This window comes from Bacillus pfraonensis (assembly GCF_050768835.1).
In the GTDB taxonomy this organism is placed as follows: domain Bacteria; phylum Bacillota; class Bacilli; order Bacillales; family Bacillaceae_G; genus Bacillus_A; species Bacillus_A pfraonensis.
Genome location: NZ_JAHCDO010000056.1, coordinates 12,718 through 31,967 on the forward strand (window position 1 = coordinate 12,718; position 19,250 = coordinate 31,967).

The 19,250-nt window shown below is 35.1% G+C and carries 12 protein-coding genes and 7 pseudogenes; 9 read left to right on the top strand and 10 right to left on the bottom strand.

The genetic code is table 11. The features are described from left to right. Window positions 1-56: 56 nt before the first annotated feature. A pseudogene (locus KFD70_RS27495) lies at window positions 57-644 on the top strand (MFS transporter); the annotation flags it as partial. A gap of 101 nt (window positions 645-745) precedes the next feature. Here KFD70_RS27495 and KFD70_RS27500 read toward each other — a convergent pair. From KFD70_RS27500 to KFD70_RS27520, 5 genes and pseudogenes are all read right to left on the bottom strand, one after another. Continuing rightward, window positions 746-1,403 (bottom strand): annotated as a pseudogene (locus KFD70_RS27500) (IS6 family transposase). 215 nt (window positions 1,404-1,618) lie between these two features. Then, window positions 1,619-2,842 (bottom strand): helix-turn-helix domain-containing protein, encoded by a 1,224-nt coding sequence (locus tag KFD70_RS27505; RefSeq protein WP_336454459.1) that lies wholly within the window; start codon window positions 2,840-2,842, stop codon window positions 1,619-1,621. 504 nt (window positions 2,843-3,346) lie between these two features. Further along, a pseudogene (locus KFD70_RS27510) lies at window positions 3,347-3,811 on the bottom strand (IS6 family transposase); the annotation flags it as partial. Window positions 3,812-3,871: 60 nt separating this feature from the next. After that, on the bottom strand, window positions 3,872-4,030 hold the full coding sequence (locus KFD70_RS27515; protein ID WP_431613510.1) for a hypothetical protein: 159 nt from the start codon (window positions 4,028-4,030) through the stop codon (window positions 3,872-3,874). Between the two features lie 102 nt (window positions 4,031-4,132). Beyond that, entirely contained in the window at window positions 4,133-5,548 is a 1,416-nt protein-coding gene (locus KFD70_RS27520; protein WP_336454460.1) for an amino acid permease, read from the bottom strand. An 851-nt stretch (window positions 5,549-6,399) separates the two neighbouring features. Between KFD70_RS27520 and KFD70_RS27525 the strand changes: the two are divergent. Beyond that, window positions 6,400-7,031, top strand: a pseudogene (locus KFD70_RS27525) (IS6 family transposase). Between the two features lie 112 nt (window positions 7,032-7,143). Here the strand turns inward: KFD70_RS27525 and KFD70_RS27530 are convergent. From KFD70_RS27530 to KFD70_RS27545, 4 genes are all read right to left on the bottom strand, one after another. Beyond that, on the bottom strand, window positions 7,144-7,755 hold the full coding sequence (locus KFD70_RS27530) for a flavin reductase family protein (protein ID WP_336454575.1): 612 nt from the start codon (window positions 7,753-7,755) through the stop codon (window positions 7,144-7,146). 19 nt (window positions 7,756-7,774) lie between these two features. Continuing rightward, a complete protein-coding gene (locus KFD70_RS27535; protein WP_336454571.1) occupies window positions 7,775-9,022 on the bottom strand; it encodes an MFS transporter in 1,248 nt (415 codons plus the stop codon). A gap of 144 nt (window positions 9,023-9,166) precedes the next feature. Then, window positions 9,167-10,180, bottom strand: a complete 1,014-nt coding sequence (locus KFD70_RS27540) for a TauD/TfdA family dioxygenase (protein ID WP_336454572.1) — start codon at window positions 10,178-10,180, stop codon at window positions 9,167-9,169. Window positions 10,181-10,398: 218 nt separating this feature from the next. Then, window positions 10,399-11,844 (bottom strand): aminotransferase-like domain-containing protein, encoded by a 1,446-nt coding sequence (locus KFD70_RS27545; RefSeq protein WP_336454573.1) that lies wholly within the window; start codon window positions 11,842-11,844, stop codon window positions 10,399-10,401. Window positions 11,845-12,021: 177 nt separating this feature from the next. Here KFD70_RS27545 and KFD70_RS27550 point away from each other — a divergent pair, with 177 nt between their 5' ends. The 3 genes and pseudogenes from KFD70_RS27550 to KFD70_RS27560 form a co-directional block, all read left to right on the top strand. After that, window positions 12,022-12,879, top strand: coding sequence for a LysR family transcriptional regulator (locus KFD70_RS27550; RefSeq protein WP_336454574.1), 858 nt, complete (start codon window positions 12,022-12,024; stop codon window positions 12,877-12,879). Window positions 12,880-13,019: 140 nt separating this feature from the next. Continuing rightward, a complete protein-coding gene (locus tag KFD70_RS27555; protein WP_420792390.1) occupies window positions 13,020-13,229 on the top strand; it encodes a hypothetical protein in 210 nt (69 codons plus the stop codon). 525 nt (window positions 13,230-13,754) lie between these two features. Next, window positions 13,755-13,919, top strand: a pseudogene (locus KFD70_RS27560) (HAD hydrolase-like protein); the annotation flags it as partial. An 81-nt stretch (window positions 13,920-14,000) separates the two neighbouring features. Here KFD70_RS27560 and KFD70_RS27565 read toward each other — a convergent pair. After that, window positions 14,001-14,632, bottom strand: a pseudogene (locus KFD70_RS27565) (IS6 family transposase). Between the two features lie 469 nt (window positions 14,633-15,101). On the opposite strand from KFD70_RS27565, the gene KFD70_RS27570 reads away from it, so the two are divergent. The 4 genes and pseudogenes from KFD70_RS27570 to KFD70_RS27585 form a co-directional block, all read left to right on the top strand. Next, window positions 15,102-15,623, top strand: a complete 522-nt coding sequence (locus KFD70_RS27570) for a hypothetical protein (RefSeq protein WP_420792393.1) — start codon at window positions 15,102-15,104, stop codon at window positions 15,621-15,623. A 748-nt stretch (window positions 15,624-16,371) separates the two neighbouring features. Continuing rightward, window positions 16,372-16,539 (top strand): annotated as a pseudogene (locus tag KFD70_RS27575) (IS6 family transposase); the annotation flags it as partial. Between the two features lie 398 nt (window positions 16,540-16,937). Beyond that, window positions 16,938-18,512 (top strand): spore germination protein, encoded by a 1,575-nt coding sequence (locus tag KFD70_RS27580; RefSeq protein ID WP_431613511.1) that lies wholly within the window; start codon window positions 16,938-16,940, stop codon window positions 18,510-18,512. 26 nt (window positions 18,513-18,538) lie between these two features. Beyond that, window positions 18,539-19,250 (top strand): GerAB/ArcD/ProY family transporter (locus tag KFD70_RS27585; RefSeq protein WP_431613512.1); only part of this gene is annotated, 712 nt, incomplete at its 3' end.

The window sequence follows — 19,250 nt, forward strand, 5'->3', positions numbered from 1 at the left end:
TATTCTTTCTGCTTGCGGATACCATTACTAAACAATATGGAGGGGCTATAGCTATCATGAGGATTTTACATCAAATAGAAAAACAAAAAATGGATATAAAAATTAAAAGAAGATTACTTATTGCAGGAGTTATTTTAATTGGAGCAAATCTCAGAGCCCCAATAACATCAGTAGGGCCACTATTATCTTCTATTCGTGATAGTCTGGGTATATCTAATACATTAGCAGGGACAATTATTACAGTACCGTTACTTACATTCGCATTTTTATCCCCATTTGCTCCTAAGTTAACTCGTCGTTTTAGCATAGAATTTACACTATTTATTTCCTTAATCTTATTAATAGTTGGAATTGGAATACGTTCTTTTGGTGGGATAGGTACGTTATTTGTAGGAACTGTCTTAATTGGTACATCGATTGCAATTGGTAATGTGTTATTACCGAGTCTTATTAAACATAACTTTGCACAAAATATAGGTATGATGACAGGCATTTATGCTGTTTCTATGAATTTATTTGGAGCTATTGGATCTGGAATAAGTATCCCCATTTCTTCAACGTTAGGTTTAGGGTGGTCAGGATCCCTCGGATGCTGGGGAACCTTATCTCTTCTCACTATTTTCATTTGGCTACCACAATTACGGAAGTATCACAAAGGTTCTGTTGCAAAGTTTGAAAAAGCATAAACAGGTTGGTAAATGAGGAACAATGTTTAGGAAGTAGCTAGTAATTGTTGAAGTTCATTTTACGTTGAAAAGGCGGAGTCTCTTTGAAGACTTCGCCTTTGTTTATATAGAGCATGAATGGTCTCGATAGATACCTTTTATCGTACGTGAAGCATGACGAAGATTTTGAAATCCTGTGGATTTGGCAAAACGTCTCTTTACATGCCTATGATCCTGTTCAATAAGATTGTTTAAATGTTTGATTGTACAATGGATTGTCTTTTGATAAAATCCTTGTTTTCTTAATTTGTTAAATGCACAAAGTAATGCCGGCGCTTTGTCTGTAGTGAGAACCGTTGGTTCTCCAAAATGTTTTACTAATCTTTTCATGAAGGCATAAGCAGCCTGATGATCTCGTTTTTTACGAAGTTGAATATCTAATGTATGGCCATCTTTATCAATTGCACGATAGAGATAACACCACTTCCCCTTAATTTTGATATAAGTCTCATCCAAATGCCAAGATAATCGTGCAGATTTATTTTTCACTTTCCAAATTTGATAGATGAGATTGCCATATTCATGAACCCATCGCATGATGGTTGTTGGGTGAACTGAAATACCACGTTCTTTCAGGATTTCAGATACATCGCGATAGCTTAAAGAAAAACGACAGTAGTAGCCCACGGCTACTAAAATAATATCTTTTTTGAACTGTTTCCCTTTAAAATATCGCATTTGTGATTCTCCTGGCTTCTTTTTTCTAGAGTGTATCCTCATTTAGAAAACTTTGCAACAGAACCCTAAGTATTGCTGGAGTATTGGCATTTCTCTATTATTATTTACCGATCTTAAAAAATAAAGATTTAGACTAATGGATAGTCTTTATGGGGGAGTACCACATTAAACGTTGTGCCTTTATGTCAAATTCATACTTTCAAGAATTCGAATCTTTAAATCATAGTGTGTTTTCCTCGATATTGTCTAGGGGTCATATTAGTAACCTTTTTAAATACCTTTGTAAAATAACTCTGATCATTAAAATTAAGCCAGGTACAAATATCTGATAAAGAATATGTGGTTAATGTTAATAGCTTTTTCGCTTCTTCTATTCGCTCATTTTGTATGTATTTGCTTAAAGAGATACCAACTTCTTTTTTAAACAAATTGGATAAGTAACTAGGGTTTACACTTACACTTTCAGCAAGATCATTTAGAGTAATTTCGTTATAAATATTTTTAGCAATATAGTCTAAGCAGGCACCTATAGTTTTGGAGTATTTTTGAGTATTATATTCTTTTACACGATCCGCAAACGTACATAAAGCATCTTCTATTAATCTATTTACAGCGTACATGTTATCTAATTGCTCGAGAGTTTGTATATATAACTCGCTAAGTGAAAATGCAATTTCCGATGGGAGGCTACCTTCTATTGCATATCGGGTAGCTAATGTAATTGCAATTATGCCATTATTTTTTTGATTTCTTAGCTGATTTCCTTTGGATAAAATAGCGGCCTCCTCTTGTGGAAATGCATATGCATATTCTATGACTTTTTCTTTATTTCCTTCCTTTATAGCTGTAAAAAATTGTTTTTCCAATGATATATCATAATAAGCAGCGTTGCTTTGTCGTCGTGTAGAAATATATAAGTCAGGATTCGAAAGCAGGTAAGGAGTTTCCTCCAGTAATTTATTTCGCTCCCAAAAGATGTTTGTATCTAGCTTTTCGTTAAAAATCAAATAGTGAAAAAAAATACCTATATGAATTAAAGTGACTTTTCTAACTACAGGTACATTGTGAAAATAGGAAATCACATCTTGTGTCCTGATACCTCGGTTGAACTCATTTATAAACTTAATAACAGTATCTTTAGATACCTTTGGATATACAGATGGACCAATGATAAGTGTTCCTTGTAAATATTCGTGATCTACTATGTGGATTGAAATAAAATTTTCTAGGTAACGATTCGTCTTGAGAAAAGGGAAGTTTTTGGGATTATCTTTTTCATAAAGCTCTCCCAACTGTTCTTTTTTCTGTGAATAAAAAGGATTATAAGTATTATGAGAAGTACATTCAAATAATATCTCCTTAGTTGTAGATAGAAAATAAATGGGAATTGAAAATGCTTGATGCATTAAATGAGAAAAATATTGTAAATCAATAACCATGTTATAATTTCCTCCTGTTAAAACGATTTAAATATAGAAATATATCCATTATATAAAAATTATGAATGCAGGTTATAGAATGGATATTAAGAAATTTTTCGTCTTTTTTGGGAAAGGAGGGTAAGGGGTCATAGCGTTCTATTAATCTATCAATTCCCACCAATCCACTTTAATTTTTCTCCTTGTTCATCAATAGCAATATATCCTAAGAATGGATTTTCTTCTGTAAACGTTCCTTGTAAGTACGTCCTTATCGGAGTGACAATTACTTTTTCTAACTTTGTATTTAGAGATAAACCGTTTAATTATTTGTCTATCGTAATCTCTACTATTCGGTGAAAATTTTTTATAGTAGCTACTATTCACCATAAATTCTAATACACTATTGTATACTTTATGTTCTTCATCTTTGAATTCTCCAGATGCTCTAGTTATAGGCGTTTCACCGATTCCGTTGCAAAGTTTACGAGGACATAAAGAGATGGGGAGTATTGAGGACCATTTTTATGAAACTATTAATAATTCATGTAATGCGTTATACGTAGAAAAAACGAAGTTTGGTTGAAAACTTCATTTTTTCTATGTATATGGCATGACCAGTTACTATACCTCTAATAGTACGTGAGACGTGGTGAAGACTTTAAAATCCTAAAGAACGGGAGAATCAACGTTTCACATGTCGGTGTTCTTGCTCAATGATAGTATTGAGGTACTTGCTTGTACAATAAAAAGTATTTTTGTAAAGACCTACCTTCTTTAATTTTTTGAATACGGAAGCTAAAGAAGGGGCCTTATCTGTCAAACCGTTGGTTCTCCAAAAGATCGAACAAGTCTTTTCATAAAAGCATATGCTGCTTGTGTGTCCCGTTTTTAACGAAGTTGAATACCAAGTGTTTGTCCCTCTTTATCAATTTCTCGATATAAATAACACCATTTCCCTTTCACCTTGATATAGGTTTCATCTAAACGCCAAGATAACAATGTGTTTTTGTTTTGCTTTTTCTAAATGTGCTAGATAAGATTTCCATATTATTGAACCCAGCGCATGATAGTTGCTGGATGAATAGAAATACCACGTTCTTTGAGAATTTCAGACACGTCGCGATAACTTAAAGAAAAACGACAATAGTAGCCAACGGCTATTAAAATAATATCCTTCTTGAACATTTTCTCTTTAAAATATCCCATCTGTGATTCTCCTCGTTTTCTTTTTCGAAAATGTAGCTTAGTTTAGAAAACTTTGCAACAGAATCACTATCGATATGATTATTAATAGAATTTTCCGGGTTATTATTTCGCAATTTTATCATGTGCTTTTGAAATTGTTTCCTCATTTAAATTACTGTGTTTTATCGAATAAATGAAATATATTACTGCCCCAATAGTAATCCAAATACTAAAGTACAACCATGTTCTTAATGGTAAATTTAGCATTAAGAACACACAACATATAATTGAAATGCTTGGTAATATAGGTACAAACGGTACCATAAATCCACGTTTTAGATTTGGGTGTGATTTACGGAGGATAATAACTGATACACAAACTAGCGTAAACGATACCAAACTACCAATATTAACTAAATTAACCAATTCTTTCAAATCAATAAATCCAGCTATCACAGAGCTTCCTATTCCCGCCAATCCGATTATAAAGGTGGGTGCTCCAGTCTTCTTATTAACCTTCGCAAGTGATTTTGGTAACAGTCCATCACGACTCATCGCAAAGAATACTCGTGTTGCTGCATACATATTCGAAAAAATAACAGCCATAAGGCCAATTACAGCACCTGCAGCAATTACACCAGCGACTTTTCCTTGTCCTACCACTTCCATTACATAAGCCATTGCCTCAGGTACATTTAATTCTTTATAGGAAACCATCCCTGTCATAACAAGGCATACTATAACGTAAATAAGTGTACATATGATTAACGACGCAATTATACCGATGGGAAGATTATGTTGGGGATCTTTTACTTCTTCTGCCGAAGTTGCTAATATATCAAAGCCCGTAAAAGCGAATAATATGGCTGCTCCACCGGCAAAAACTCCACTTAAACCATATGGTGCAAACGGTACCCAGTTCTCTGGCTTTACATAGAATATACCAACCAAAATAAATAATACAATCATTCCAATTTTAATTAATACCATTATGTTATTGATACGTTTACTTTCCTTTGTACCACGCGATAACATCCATGTTAATATCAATGTAATGATTACCGCTGGTAGATTCACAATACCACCTTGCGATGGAATCGTTGATAGGGCTTTGGGTATCTCTAATCCAAAGCCATTTATTAAATTGTGGAAATACCCTGTCCATCCACCAGCGACAGCCGCTGTTGCCACAATATATATTGAGATTAACGTCCAACCTACTAAATGAGCCACAAACTCACCAATTGTTGCATAGGAGTACGTATATACACTACCTGACGTCGGGAGTGTAGAAGCAATTTCTGCGTAACATAATGCTATAAATGTACAAACAATCGCTGCAAGTGCAAATGAAAAAATAACTGCTGGACCAGCATCTTTTGCTGCTACTAATCCAGTTAACACAAGAATTCCCGTTCCAATTATCGAGCCTATCCCTAACATAATTAAATCAAATGCTCCTAATGTTTTTGTTAAGGTCTTACCTTTATTATGTTCTAACAATTGTGTAACAGATTTTTTTAAAAATAATTTATTCATATTCTCTGTATCCCCTTTAAAAATAAGGCATATTATCCTAATTTTTGTGGTATATAGTACATATATAACTAGTCCAATAAGTATCCAAACTATAAAATTTTTGTTATATCGGTAATTAAAAATCTTAGATTAATGAAAATGGGATGATATCCCATTGCCATTAATCCTTTTTATAGCTAAAGAAAGTTATTAATATCAGATAAACAAATGTAGAAAACCTTTTGCTATTCATCTATTAAAGTAAGAGTTTGCTGAGATAAAGCAAGATTATATACACACCCTTTACATGTTTGCAAAACTCCACTCTGATAATAATTAATAGTCATTAAGTGATGTTTTGTTTAATTTTTAAAGAACATGGATTTATTTCCTTTCTTACTACTAACCTATATAAATAGCCTGTAAGTAAAAGAATTTAAGCTAATAAAAAAAAACGTCATTTGAACTCTCCCTCACCTACACTTCACTTAGAGGAGAGCTTCTAAGGTGAGATCGTACCTATTAGTTTATTTAGCTATCGAGCCTGTCCCTTGCTCTATATATAATTCTACTAACATAATCGCTCTCTTTTCTGGATGTTGATAGAAGCGTTCCAGTCCTTGTCTGCCAAAAAAATGCACTTACATTAGAGTGAGTGCTCTGAAAAAGTTCAGACTCCTCCATGGGGCACAATCTTTACAAGGAAAGTCTTTTACTATGAACATATCTTTAATTTATAATGAATAATACAAAATCTAATCAAAAAGTACATGATTTCACAAAAAAAATAAGTATCAGAAAAATTCTGAAAAAGGTGTGTGATCGGTATGAAAAAGGAAAATTTGTTCAAATAGAAGCGTTATCAACCTGATATTATCTTATTAACGGTAAGATGGTACCTACGGTACAACCTAAGTTTTCGTGATTTGATGGAAATGATGGAGGAACGAGGTTTGTCTATTGCTCACACCACTATTATGCGTTGGGTGCATCAATATGGACCTGAATTAGATGAAAGAGTACGACGTCATCTTAAGACAACAAATGATTCTTGGAGAGTCGATGAAACGTATGTGAAAGTAAAAGGGCAATGGATGTATTTATATGGCGCAGTCGATTCAGAAGGAAATACCATTGATTTTTATTTAAGTGAATCAAGAGATAAACAAGCAGCCAAGCGCTTTTTCAAGAAAGCCTTGGCTGCTTCTCATATTTGTAAACCTCGCGTAATAACAGTAGATAAGAACCCTGCCTATGCTGTAGCAATTCAAGAATTAAAAGAAGAGAAACGTATGCCTGAAGGCAAGTTAAATATCTCAATAATATAGTGGAACAAGATCACCGTTTCATTAAGAAACGTGTACGTTCTATGTTAGGATTCAAGTCATATGAAACAGCCACTTCTATATTGAGTGGCGTTGAAACCATGCATATGATGAAAAAAGGACAACTTCACTTACAGGTGAAGTCTGCCCAAAATGAAGTTAGATTCATACATAAATGATTGGGAATTGCATCATAATCTACCATTGAACAGTCTATACAGGTTTCTATGCCTCTATCAAATGATTTTTGCACCAGAACCATATTTCCTGTTTAGATTATGTGGCCCTGCTTTATTGTGGGCGTTCTATTGAAAATTGAGCTCCTAGTAATGCGTAATCATTTCCTGCAAGGCGGCTTACTGGTTTCAATGCCTGTGCGTCGATGCGGCCTTTGTCATACAGATGCTCTGCGATATGGAAACGTACGATACGACCGACAATCAAATCGCATGCGGGTGCTCCGTCTGTACCCCCAAATGGAAGGATTGTATCAACGAGGCACTCCATGCGGATACTTGCCTCCTGGATACCGGGAACAGAGATGACTTCGCTCTCAATAGGTGTCAACTTAGCGAGCTCAATCTCACTTTGGTCCGGAGGGAGATTCGCGGCTGTCTCATTAATGGCATGGATATAGGATTCATCTGAAATATGGATAACAAATTCTCTCTTGCATGCCGCATTCCGTGCGGTATCCTTTTGGAGGCCTCCTTTTCTTTGTACAGAAACAGATACCATCGGAGGATTTGCTGTGACTATATTAAAGTAACTGTATGGCGCCGCATTCAATGTGCCGTCCCCTGCAAGGGTGGTCACAAAGGCGACAGGCCGCGGGATAATGGTTCCTGTAAGCAGCTTATAATTCCCCCGTTCACTTTCGGTGTTTGGATCAATAGAAATCATAAAATCACCACTCTCCTTGTTAACCATTTAATGTATCCCTCGATTTCGTCACACTAACCTTACGAATATCTGTGATTTTCAGCCATATTCCCCCAATAGAGATAAATACAGACAAGATTATAAAAGGAACCTGATATCCGTGAAAGAAGTCTACCAATAATCCAAACAAAGATGGAGCTAATACAATAAAAATTTGATTCAGTGTCAGGGCAAAACTAACTGTTAGCCCAATAAGACTTGGATTAGCTCTTTCAGAAACTAAAACGATAAAGAGGCTATACCATCCAATCGCAAAAAAACCGATAACAAAGCATAAGATACTAATCCCCCATGTAGGTAAATAATCTAAAGAGAATGTCAGGTTTATCAACATTATTACTGTTAAGACAATTGTTATAAATAATGGATTAACCCTATTGCCTTTAAAAAAGTAGTCACTAATCCAAGCTAACGCGATTCTACCAACCATTCCCCCGATTAATGCCGTGCTCAAGAAAAAACCAGCTAAATTAAGACTTATGTTAATAGCATTTGTTAGATAACTCATCAGGTGTGCCACTATAATCATTTGTAGAGACATCATTGTAATTCCAATAAGAAAAACAGGATAAAGTTTAGCATTATTTTTTATTTTATTTATTTTATCTACAAACCTGTACGTCTCTCGCTTACTTACATTAGTTTGGTAGTCCCTATACAAGATTAAGAATATCACACCACCTAAAATGGCTACTACTGCTTGTGTGATTATTGCAGATGATAGTCCATATTTATAAAAGAAAAAAGGCAATGCAGCAGAGGCTAATGCTCCCCCAATAGGTATGCCTGTTTGACGCACTCCCATTGCGAGACCTCGATTTTTATTAGGAAACCACTTTATAATTGCACTGCTTCCACCTGGCTGTGCAGTTCCATACCATATACCTACAAATGTCAAAATAACTAAGAGGATTAAGTATTGATTTGTAGCATTGGCAGAGAGAACACTAAGTCCGAGGAAAATAGAGCCCATTCCAACTATCCACCGTTCACCATACCTATCCATAAGATTTCCAAAAACAAGCATTGAGAAAATCGGACCTATATTAACTGCTGAAACAATTAGACCTGTTTCGAATTGAGATAAGCTGTACTCTTTTTGATAAAAGGTTGCCAAAGGCCCCATACCGTATGTCACAAAAGTAGCACATGTCTGTGAAAATGTTGCTATTAAAAGGATTATCCACTTGTATCTTTCTCTTTTCCTTACCTCATGTATAGTAATCATAATTTCCCGTTCCTCCAGAAGTTAAAATAGAGATACACAATAATTAATTTGCATATGTATTTATCAATGATTTAGTTGATTGTACAAAAAAAGCAAGAAAAGACTGCAATTATTATAAAACTAAATTGCAGTCTAGCGATTGCACTATGCGAACACTGGTTCAAACACTCGTTCTTTCACCTGATTCAAATTACGATGATTCCATAGATTAGGTGCAACGATTACCCGCTGTACCCATCTATACGGATTCCCATCTTCATCTATACTCGGACTAAAAGCGTCCCTAGAGTGTAAGGTAAAGCGATTATCAATATATACAAGTCGTCCTGGATTAACATCAATGCCAAATGAAGCCTCACGTATGGCATTATAGAAGTTTTGGAATGCTATAGCAGCTTCATTGTTAACAGGTAGAACCATGTCAGGATAGAATACAGCAGCTACCTCTGGAAAATTTGTATTTCCCTGTATAAGTGGTACAGGTTCAGTTTGTTGCAATTCCCCTGGTATTGCTGATCTCCAACGATATGGAACCTTTATCTGATACAAAGGTTGACTAAGTTTCTCAACATCGTCTTGAGACAGACGTTTCAATGCTTCACGTGCATCTGAAAGACGAGTAAGAGGACCTTTTGGATCGTGTCTTACCCCAGTCAAGACTAAACCGAATGGTGAGTAATTTCTATCTCCCATAAACTTTAATGCAGCATTCTCAATATGGAAATCTAGTTCGACTTCCGAGCCTAATCCTGTATATTCTTTCTTAGCTTCAACAGATGGGATTAAATTGTTTACAATCTCATGCCCCTCATGTAGCATAGAATATGGTTCCCCGATTAGAGCTCCAACTGCAATAGCCAGGTTCTCACTAATAAAACCTGACTTGGCCTCAGGTGTATAGGTTTGCGGAAGTGGAGTTGTGACTACTTTGTCATCTACTGGCAGATTCTCAATTACAATATAAGGCATTGGATTTAGGGAGGCCTTTTGCTCATTTAAGCACTCAATAATTCGACGTGGCATTGCTCGAAGAGCTGCCATCCGGACCTCGGTAACATATGACGTAGATCCTGTAGGATCATACTTAATAAGGCTAAACTCTTGCCGCAATATCTCCCTTTCATCATCACTTAACTTAAAAATATAATTTGGATCCATAAAACCTTCTTCCCCTCTCACTATCAATCTTTCATAAGCCTGTTAATTCCTTAGAAATAATACAATGAGCACCGCAAAGCCAATAATTAAACTAAATAACACTCACCAAATTATAATAGCTCAAACTTTTTTGGAAGTAACCGACCAATTGAGAGAAATTTCAACCGACCAATTTTTGGAGATATAAATTATGTATAATTTCAATTAAACAGATTTTACTACAGTTTCAAAAGTTCTTCAGCCAACACTACAATACCTTCTTCAAGTTCTTCCATAGAAGCATAAGAAAAGGAAAGACGAACATAACTATGACGATCCTCATTATATATTGAGCCAGGATGGATTAATATTCCTCTATTAAGTAATCTAAGATATAAGTGGCGTACAGAATTGTATTTGTTAAGGTTAACCCATATAAAGAGTCCACCAATAGGAACTTTCCAACTGGCTATATCACCTAGATGCTTTTCTAACATGTAAAGTAAGAAGTCTCTTCTTACTCTGAGTTTCTTACGAATCTCCATTAGATACTCATTATATAATTGACCTTTTAACCATTCATGGGCGATGTGTTGGGGGAAAATGCTGGCCCCATGATCCAACTGCATTTTAATGTCAGCTAGTCTTTCAATAACTGGCTTGTTTGCCACTATCCAACCAATTCTAAGCCCTGGACTAAGAGATTTAGATAGGCTTCCAACATACAAAACCGAATTGCCTCCCTCCATAGATTTCATTGGTGGCGGAGGTGGTTCGTCAATCCACAGATCCCGATACACATCGTCCTCAATTAGAGGAAGTCCTTGTATTAAACACATTTCCAGTATAGAATTCCTCCTAGAATGAGGCATGACTATACCTGTTGGATTATGGAAAGAAGGAATTGAATAGATTGCATCACGATTTTTGTACTTTCTTGTATTACAAATTTTAAAAGGAATCATCCCCTCTTCATCCATCGCTACACCCCGTAATTGGATACCAACAGACTGAAAATTATACCCAGAATATAGATATGATGGTGTACCTAAAAATACTGTTGATCCCTCTTCTAATAGTCCTAATGCTATGAGTTGTAACCCTTGAGTAGCTCCTGATGTCACAAGAATGCAGTCTGGGGATGTATCAATACCATAATTTTTAAGATGTTTTGCAATGGACTCTCTTAAGGGGAGATATCCCTTTTGATCCTCATAACCCAAATAATTCAAATTCTCTCCTACTAATCTAGTTATTTCTCTCATTTGATACTTTGGAAAGAGCTCAGCAGCTAGCTCTGCCCTACTAAGCTGGATAAAGTTAGAGTCTAACTCCAAATTATTGATAGTTTTTAGAAATGGAGGACTTTCTTTATATATGGCATTCTTAATACGAAAATCCCAGTTTACTCTGTTACCATTGGTTAGAAAGGTATTTATGTTAGTAGTCACCCTTGTAGCTGATCCCTTCTGTCCTTCAATAAGCCCATAAGACTTTAGATCCTCAAACACATTTACTATAGTACTCCTATTTACATTCAATTCCTCAGCTAACTTCCTCTGAGGAGGTAGCTTATAACCAGCTGGCCATTCTCCAGTGATAATTCTTTCTTCTAAATAATGAAAAATTTGTTGGTGGATGCTTTTATCTGAATTTCTCTTTGGTTTCCAACTTATAAGAACCATTATGTATTTACACCTCAACGAGTTAATTTACTGTATTATTGGCACGTCTGCATTAAAATACAAATTAGGTTATTCATTCCTCCTGTTCTCTCTATATTGTAAGAACATCCGGATATAAAGTAAAATGAATAATATGTATATAATTCATCAATAAATTTGATAACAGGAGAGGGCTATATGGACATAAAAGATTTAATTGTTTTTCAAAAGGTGGCAGAAGAGGGGAGTGTATCAAGAGCAGCTAAGTCACTAAACTATGTACAATCAAATGTGACAACAAAGATTAAACAACTAGAACATGAGCTAGGAGTTTCTTTATTTTATCGAAATGGAAGAGGGGTTGTTTTAAATTCAAACGGTAAAATATTATTGGAACAAGCTCAACAAATCTTACATTTGGTTGAACAATCCGTAAAAATTGTACAAATTAATGAGTCTACTCCGGTTGGTACGGTTACCATTGGATCCATCAACTCAACCGCTGCAGTGCGGTTACCTCTCATTCTAAAGCAATATTATAAGCTGTATCCCCAGGTAGATTTGGTAGTAGAGACACATAACAGTGCAGAATTAATAAGACAGGTCTTAAGCCGAAAGTTAGATGGAGCGTTTGTAGCAGGTGAAGTTTATCACCCAGAAATAACTTCCCTTTTATTTCAAGAGGAAGAGTTGGTTATGATTAGTCATAAGGACTTTTCTTCACTTGAAGATTTGGGGCAGTTTAATATGCTGGTCTTTGGTGATGGATGCCACTATCGGGACGCATTGGAAAGTTGGATGGAAGAAGAGGGAATCTATCCAAAACGAATCCTTAAATTTGGTACAATTGAGGCCATTATGGGTTGTGTTAAAGCGGGAATGGGGATAGCTGTTATGGTTCAATCCGTTTTAAAGGACCATCAGCAATCCCTAAATGTAACACCTTTGCCAGAAAAGTATGCAAAAGTTCCTACACATTTTATTATGCGAAAAGACGTATTGCTTTCTGCCGCTTTTCGTAAATTTGTAGAGCTTCTGAACCTAAGTATCTATTAGATACAACTAATACACTCATGCATAATCCACTGCCTATAATGAGACGTTATGTTAACCGAGCATGTATAGGATATACAACCAAAAAACACCGCACATCACTTTTTAGAAATGGTATAATAAGGAAAAAGTGATGGGATTCAATGAATTTTCTCATGCAAGTTTTTGATGCTATATTCAATATACTGTATACGTTTTTTTCAAAAGGAATTTGGATAGTCTTGTTCTTCTTTTTCTTGAATAAGTTGTACGAAAACCAAAGATTGGCGGCAACATCACGTGTGATTACTGCCGTTCTTCTTGGAATTTATCTCCTATACATTATTTTAAGACCACTATATCACTCTTTTTGATAGGGAGGGGTTTGCTTTACATTAGGAGGTGGGAAAATGGGGTTTAATTGGATACAACTTATGTTTTGGCCTTTTATGATTGCTTCAATTATCTCTTCACTGATTGGAATATATTTCAAAAAATATATTTTCTAATCATTTCTGCAGTGCTAATGGTGCCTACATCGTTATACTTAGCTGCTCTACCTAGATTTTTTATATGGCCTTTAATCTTCCCATTACTTTACACATGTGCAGCAATAGCATTAAAAAAGCAAAAAAATTGGTTATCAATTCTATTTTCAATACCCGTTTATTTATTGATTAGTTGGCTTGGATACATAGTACTTAATCAAGAATCAATTAGTACTGAGACTGTAATTCAAGAAAAACAAATAGAACCCTAAAAATAACTTCCGCTAACCAAAATTATGTCTACCTGACATGTATAGGGTGTACAGATTGAAATTTGCAAATAATCAATAGATATTCAGTATGATATAAGGTGGGATAGGATAAATATTGCATGTAGAGAGGGAGATTAGTTTGAAAGAATATAAGATAATCTTATTTGATTTGGATGGGAGACTATCTGATCCTAAAATAGGAATAACCAAATCAGTTCAATTTGCACTTGAGAAGATGGGTATTCTAGAACCTAACCTTAATAAACTTGATTGTTTTATTGGACCACCATTACAAGAATCATTTGATTCTAGTACAAAAATCATTTGATAGAGGCATAGAAACCTGTATAGACTGTTCAATGGTAGATTATGATGCAATTCCCAATCATTTATGTATGAATCTAACTTCATTTTGGGCAGACTTCACCTGTAAGTGAAGTTGTCCTTTTTTCATCATATGCATGGTTTCAACGCCACTCAATATAGAAGTGGCTGTTTCATATGACTTGAATCCTAACATAGAACGTACACGTTTCTTAATGAAACGGTGATCTTGTTCCACTATATTATTGAGATATTTAACTTGCCTTCAGGCATACGTTTCTCTTCTTTTAATTCTTGAATTGCTACAGCATAGGCAGGGTTCTTATCTACTGTTATTACGCGAGGTTTACAAATATGAGAAGCAGCCAAGGTTTTCTTGAAAAAGCGCTTGGCTGCTTGTTTATCTCTTGATTCACTTAAATAAAAATCAATGGTATTTCCTTCTGAATCGACTGCGCCATATAAATACATCCATTGCCCTTTTACTTTCACATACGTTTCATCGACTCTCCAAGAATCATTTGTTGTCTTAAGATGACGTCGTACTCTTTCATCTAATTCAGGTCCATATTGATGCACCCAACGCATAATAGTGGTGTGAGCAATAGACAAACCTCGTTCCTCCATCATTTCCATCAAATCACGAAAACTTAGGTTGTACCGTAGGTACCATCTTACCGTTAATAAGATAATATCAGGTTGATAACGCTTCTATTTGAACAAATTTTCCTTTTTCATACCGATCACACACCTTTTTTAGAATAATAGTATCAGTATGTCCAAGATTTAGAGATTATTTGCAATTTCCCTGAAGTTTTTGCACCAGAACCGTTAATAAGATTAGTTCAGGCTGATAGTGCTTCCATTTGAACAAATTTTCTTTTTCTATACCAATCACGCACCCTTTCTAGAGTAATAGTATTAGTATGTCCAAGATTTAGAGATTACTTGCAATTATCTTGAAGTTTTTGCACCAAAACCAAAACCCCTTATGCTCTTCTGGCTATGTTCAAATCTTTAAACAAAAAAGAGACCTAATTTAGGTTTTGCTCGTTGTTTTACACAATTTTTGTAAGTTTATTGTAAGAAAAATGAAAGTTTAGAGAAAGAGTAATCTTATAAGATGAACTTGTTTAAAAAAATGAGATAAGGAGATGTTATAATGTTTAATAAAGTAATAGTAGGAACCTTGGCAGCAGGGATTATACTTTCTGGTGCTGGAAATGCATTTGCAGCAGAAACAAGTACAGTAAGTAATTATTCTAATAATGTAGTAGAAAAAAGTATTAATAGTGTTCAAAGTAACGCTTATGTTGATGTTAGAGTAACAAGTAGTGGTAAAGTTAGATTTTATGCTAAAGAGTTAAGTAATAATTTTACAAATAAATACTATGATGAAATTGTTTTTACAATCGAAAGTCCTAGTGGGCAAGATTTTTTGAGTAATCTTGATTGGAATCAAGATATAATCTCTGTAACTCCAAATGAAAATGAAAGAACAGGAAACATTGCGCGAATCTCAGAGGATAAAGAGTATATCCTTGATAAGATCTACAGAATTTATAATAAACTTGGATATTCGATGCCTGATACAGTCACTATTTATGCATATGCAAAACCAGCAAATGATGATAAATATTGGCCTTTAGAATCATTCGAATTAGATATGAACAAACTATATTGATTTAAAAATGATGAGTTAAGAGATTAGTTCTTTTAATAATATAGATAAAAAGTAGACTGATAATTAGTCTACTTTTTTGTTAACATAAAATTCGTTATGGGGAGGACTATAAAATTTTAGCTTGATAGCGATGTGGCGGTACGCCTATATAAACGAAACCGAAGTCTTGGCTCAGACTTCGGTTTTTCGACATACAATGAATTATAGGAGCTACTAACAATCGCGTAAAATGTACAACTTTTTGTTGGCACTACTTAACCTTAACAAAACTTCGCAACAAAACCATAAAAAAAAAGAATCCTTTTAAGGATTCTTTTTTTTTTATTTATTATGCTTAATAGCAAATCTTAGAAGAGAGACAAGACTGACTATATAGAAGGGAATAATAATCCAAAGGTTATGGTCAGTAAGTCCATTAGCGTTGAATTCATTTATTATTGCAAACAGTATACCACCAAATGCTATAATAAATAATGAAAATAATAGATATTTTTTATTGAATTTTTTACCTAGCAACTTGTATATTGCTCCAATGATGATAAGGAGGACTAGAAATATGCTGATTTCAATTAAAATTAGCATCGTTTTTTATCACCTCCTACTTGTCTGAAAAATCATTATCTTTTGTTAGCGTAAACTGCCCATCTAAACCAGTCAATTGTTAGTACTGTTCCTCTTGAACTAGTATTATCACGCAATTCTGTATATGTGTAATAATGACCTACTGACATTAGAACTGATATTGCTGAAGCGATGTTTTTCCATATCCGCAGGATTTCAAAATCTTCGCCACGCTTCCCGTACCTTGAAAGGCATCGAAACCATTCATGCTTTATATAAACGAAACCGAAGTCTTGGCTCAGACTTCGGTTTTTCGACGTACAATGAATTACAGGGGCTACTAACAACCGCATAAAATGTACAACTTTTTGTTGGCACCACTTAACCTTAACAAAACTTCGCAACAGAACCAATCTGAGCATATAAATAAGGCAAAAGGAGATAATATCTAGAAAATTGTAATTAAAAATCGTATTTGGGGATAGAAAGTCTTAGAGGTAACTAGCGTTCGGTACTGAATGAACATAATGTCTTGCTTAATCTTTCAGGGATTTTTTATTAAGCGAATATCAGGTTTCTCAGAATTTTACTCCTAGTAGAGTACATGTATAAGGAGATAAAAATGTGGAATATGATTGTTTCCTATCTTCCCGATTGGAAAGTTTTTGTACAAGCTTTTATCGTATTTTTAATTCCATATATTATCTCAAGATTTTTTCATTGGGTCAATATATCAGAGAAAGAGTGGTAAGAATGAGTTGGTGGAAATCAAAGGATAACCAGGTGCAAAAAAATACCATTCAAGGAAATGCTAAACAACAAACTAAGCCTTCTCGAAACTCAGCGGTTCATTTTACGGGTGACTTCACATCAGACTTAGAACTCATAAGACAAGAAATCGGTCATAATTCTGATGTTCACTTTCGGGAGTTTAAGATTGGGCAGACGGATATTCTAGCTGCGATTATTTTTGCTGATGGACTATCAGATAAAGAGTTGATCGATAAACACATTATGAAATCACTAATGGTTAACTTTTTCGACGAATATAAAAACGAACCTTCTTTTGTGGAGGGGACCGTTTCGAAAGAATTTATTAAAAATAAAGTTCTTTCTATTAGTGAAGTAACAGAAGTCCATTACATAAAAGATTTGGTATCCAAAGTATTGACAGGTTCGACAGCTCTATTGATTGATGGTTTATTTGATGTGTTCATTCTTGGCACAACAAAACCAAACAAACGGACTATTGAAGAACCAGTATCAGAAGCATTAGTCAGAGGTCCACGGGTAGGTTTTACGGAAGTGTTAAGTGATAACACTGCACTTTTGCGACGTCATGGTGAAAATAAGAATTTATCATTAATAAAGCTGCAAGTAGGAGAACGTGCAAAAAAAGAGCTAGTTATAGCCTACATCAAAGACCTTGCTAGTCCAGAATTAGTGGAAGAGGTAAAAACAAGAATTCAGAAAATCAATATAGATAGTGTGCCTGAATCTGGTTATATAGAGCAACTTATTGAAGATAATTACCTCAGTCCTTTTCCACAAGCTCAGAATACAGAACGTCCTGATCGTGTTATTAGTGCCTTGATGGAAGGACGGGTAGCAATTTTACTGGACGGGACACCATTCGCATTAATTGTTCCAGTTACATTTAGTATGCTGTTACAATCACCAGAAGATTATTATGAACGCTGGATTCCAAGTACGCTTCTCCGCCTATTGCGTTTCTTTGCAGCTTCTGTTTCATTATTTACTCCTGCATTATATATTTCCTTTATTTCGTTTCATCCAGGGTTAATTCCCACCAAGCTAGTTATCTCTATTATAGGAACACGTGAAGGAGTTCCTTTTCCTGCTCTTATAGAAGCGTTGATTATGGAAGTGGCCATCGAAATTTTACGGGAAGCTGGGTTACGTTTACCTAAACCGATTGGACCAGCAATGGGGATTGTGGGTGGACTAATTATTGGCCAGGCTGCCGTAGAAGCAGGGATTGTCAGTCCAATTATGGTAATCGTTGTAGCTGTTACAGCTATTTCTTCCTTTACTATCCCACAATACAGTGCAGGGATTACATTACGCATTCTTCGGTTTGTAGCCATGTTTTGTGCTGCTGTGTTTGGGTTGTACGGGGTCATTCTCTTTTTCCTCTTACTTTGTAGCCATTTAGTGAAACTGAAAAGTTTTGGCGTTCCTTATACTAGTCCAGTTGTTCCTTATCGATTAAGTGACTGGAAAGATTTTATGGTTCGCATGCCGCTAAGAATGATGAAACGGCGACCAAAGATGATGCATTCAAAAGACCCTACTCGCAAAGGATAGCTTGAGCCGAAAGGAAGTGACTTTCAATGATTAGCAGACCCCAAGACCGAATTAAGACATCGCAAGCAGTTGTTATCGTCGTTAATTTTATACTTGGAACAGGAATCCTTACCCTGCCTAGAACATCTGTAGAAAAAGTAAAAACACCGGATGTATGGATAAGTGTGATTTTAGGTGGGATAATCGCGATGATTGCAGGAGTAATCATGGTTAAATTAAGTCAACAGTTTCCCGAAAAAACCTTTTATCAATACAGCCAAGAAGTTGTAGGGAAATGGATAGGGAGGTTATTTAGCTTACTTGTTGTATGTTATTTTCTTGCAACTTCAGGGTTTCAAATCCGTTCAATGGCAGAGGTCATTAGCTTGTTTTTGCTGGAAGGAACTCCTACATGGGCCATTATTATACCTTTTATGTGGATAGGTCTCTATTTGATTATGAGTGGCATTAACTCAATTGCCCGGATGTTTGAAATCATATTCCCTATTACGGTGTTTATTTTTTTACTAATTTCCTTGATGAGTCTCGGAATATTTGAGATAGATAATCTCCGCCCCGTATTAGGTTTAGGAGTTAAGCCGGTGTTAAACGGGATAAAGACAACTGCTCTCGCATATACAGGTCCTGAAATCATGTTAATCCTTTTGGTGTTTATGGAGCAACCAAACAAAGCAGTAAAAGTCATTCTAGTTGGAATTTCTATTCCGTTAATCTTTTACGTAATAACGGTCGTAATGG

Coding starts and splice junctions, on each gene's coding strand:
- KFD70_RS27505 (WP_336454459.1), bottom strand. CDS start 2,842: ATGGTTATTGATTTACAATATTTTTCTCATTTAATGCATCAAGCATTT.
- KFD70_RS27515 (WP_431613510.1), bottom strand. CDS start 4,030: ATGGGATATTTTAAAGAGAAAATGTTCAAGAAGGATATTATTTTAATA.
- KFD70_RS27520 (WP_336454460.1), bottom strand. CDS start 5,548: ATGAATAAATTATTTTTAAAAAAATCTGTTACACAATTGTTAGAACAT.
- KFD70_RS27530 (WP_336454575.1), bottom strand. CDS start 7,755: ATGATTTCTATTGATCCAAACACCGAAAGTGAACGGGGGAATTATAAG.
- KFD70_RS27535 (WP_336454571.1), bottom strand. CDS start 9,022: ATGATTACTATACATGAGGTAAGGAAAAGAGAAAGATACAAGTGGATA.
- KFD70_RS27540 (WP_336454572.1), bottom strand. CDS start 10,180: ATGGATCCAAATTATATTTTTAAGTTAAGTGATGATGAAAGGGAGATA.
- KFD70_RS27545 (WP_336454573.1), bottom strand. CDS start 11,844: ATGGTTCTTATAAGTTGGAAACCAAAGAGAAATTCAGATAAAAGCATC.
- KFD70_RS27550 (WP_336454574.1), top strand. CDS start 12,022: ATGGACATAAAAGATTTAATTGTTTTTCAAAAGGTGGCAGAAGAGGGG.
- KFD70_RS27555 (WP_420792390.1), top strand. CDS start 13,020: ATGAATTTTCTCATGCAAGTTTTTGATGCTATATTCAATATACTGTAT.
- KFD70_RS27570 (WP_420792393.1), top strand. CDS start 15,102: ATGTTTAATAAAGTAATAGTAGGAACCTTGGCAGCAGGGATTATACTT.
- KFD70_RS27580 (WP_431613511.1), top strand. CDS start 16,938: ATGAGTTGGTGGAAATCAAAGGATAACCAGGTGCAAAAAAATACCATT.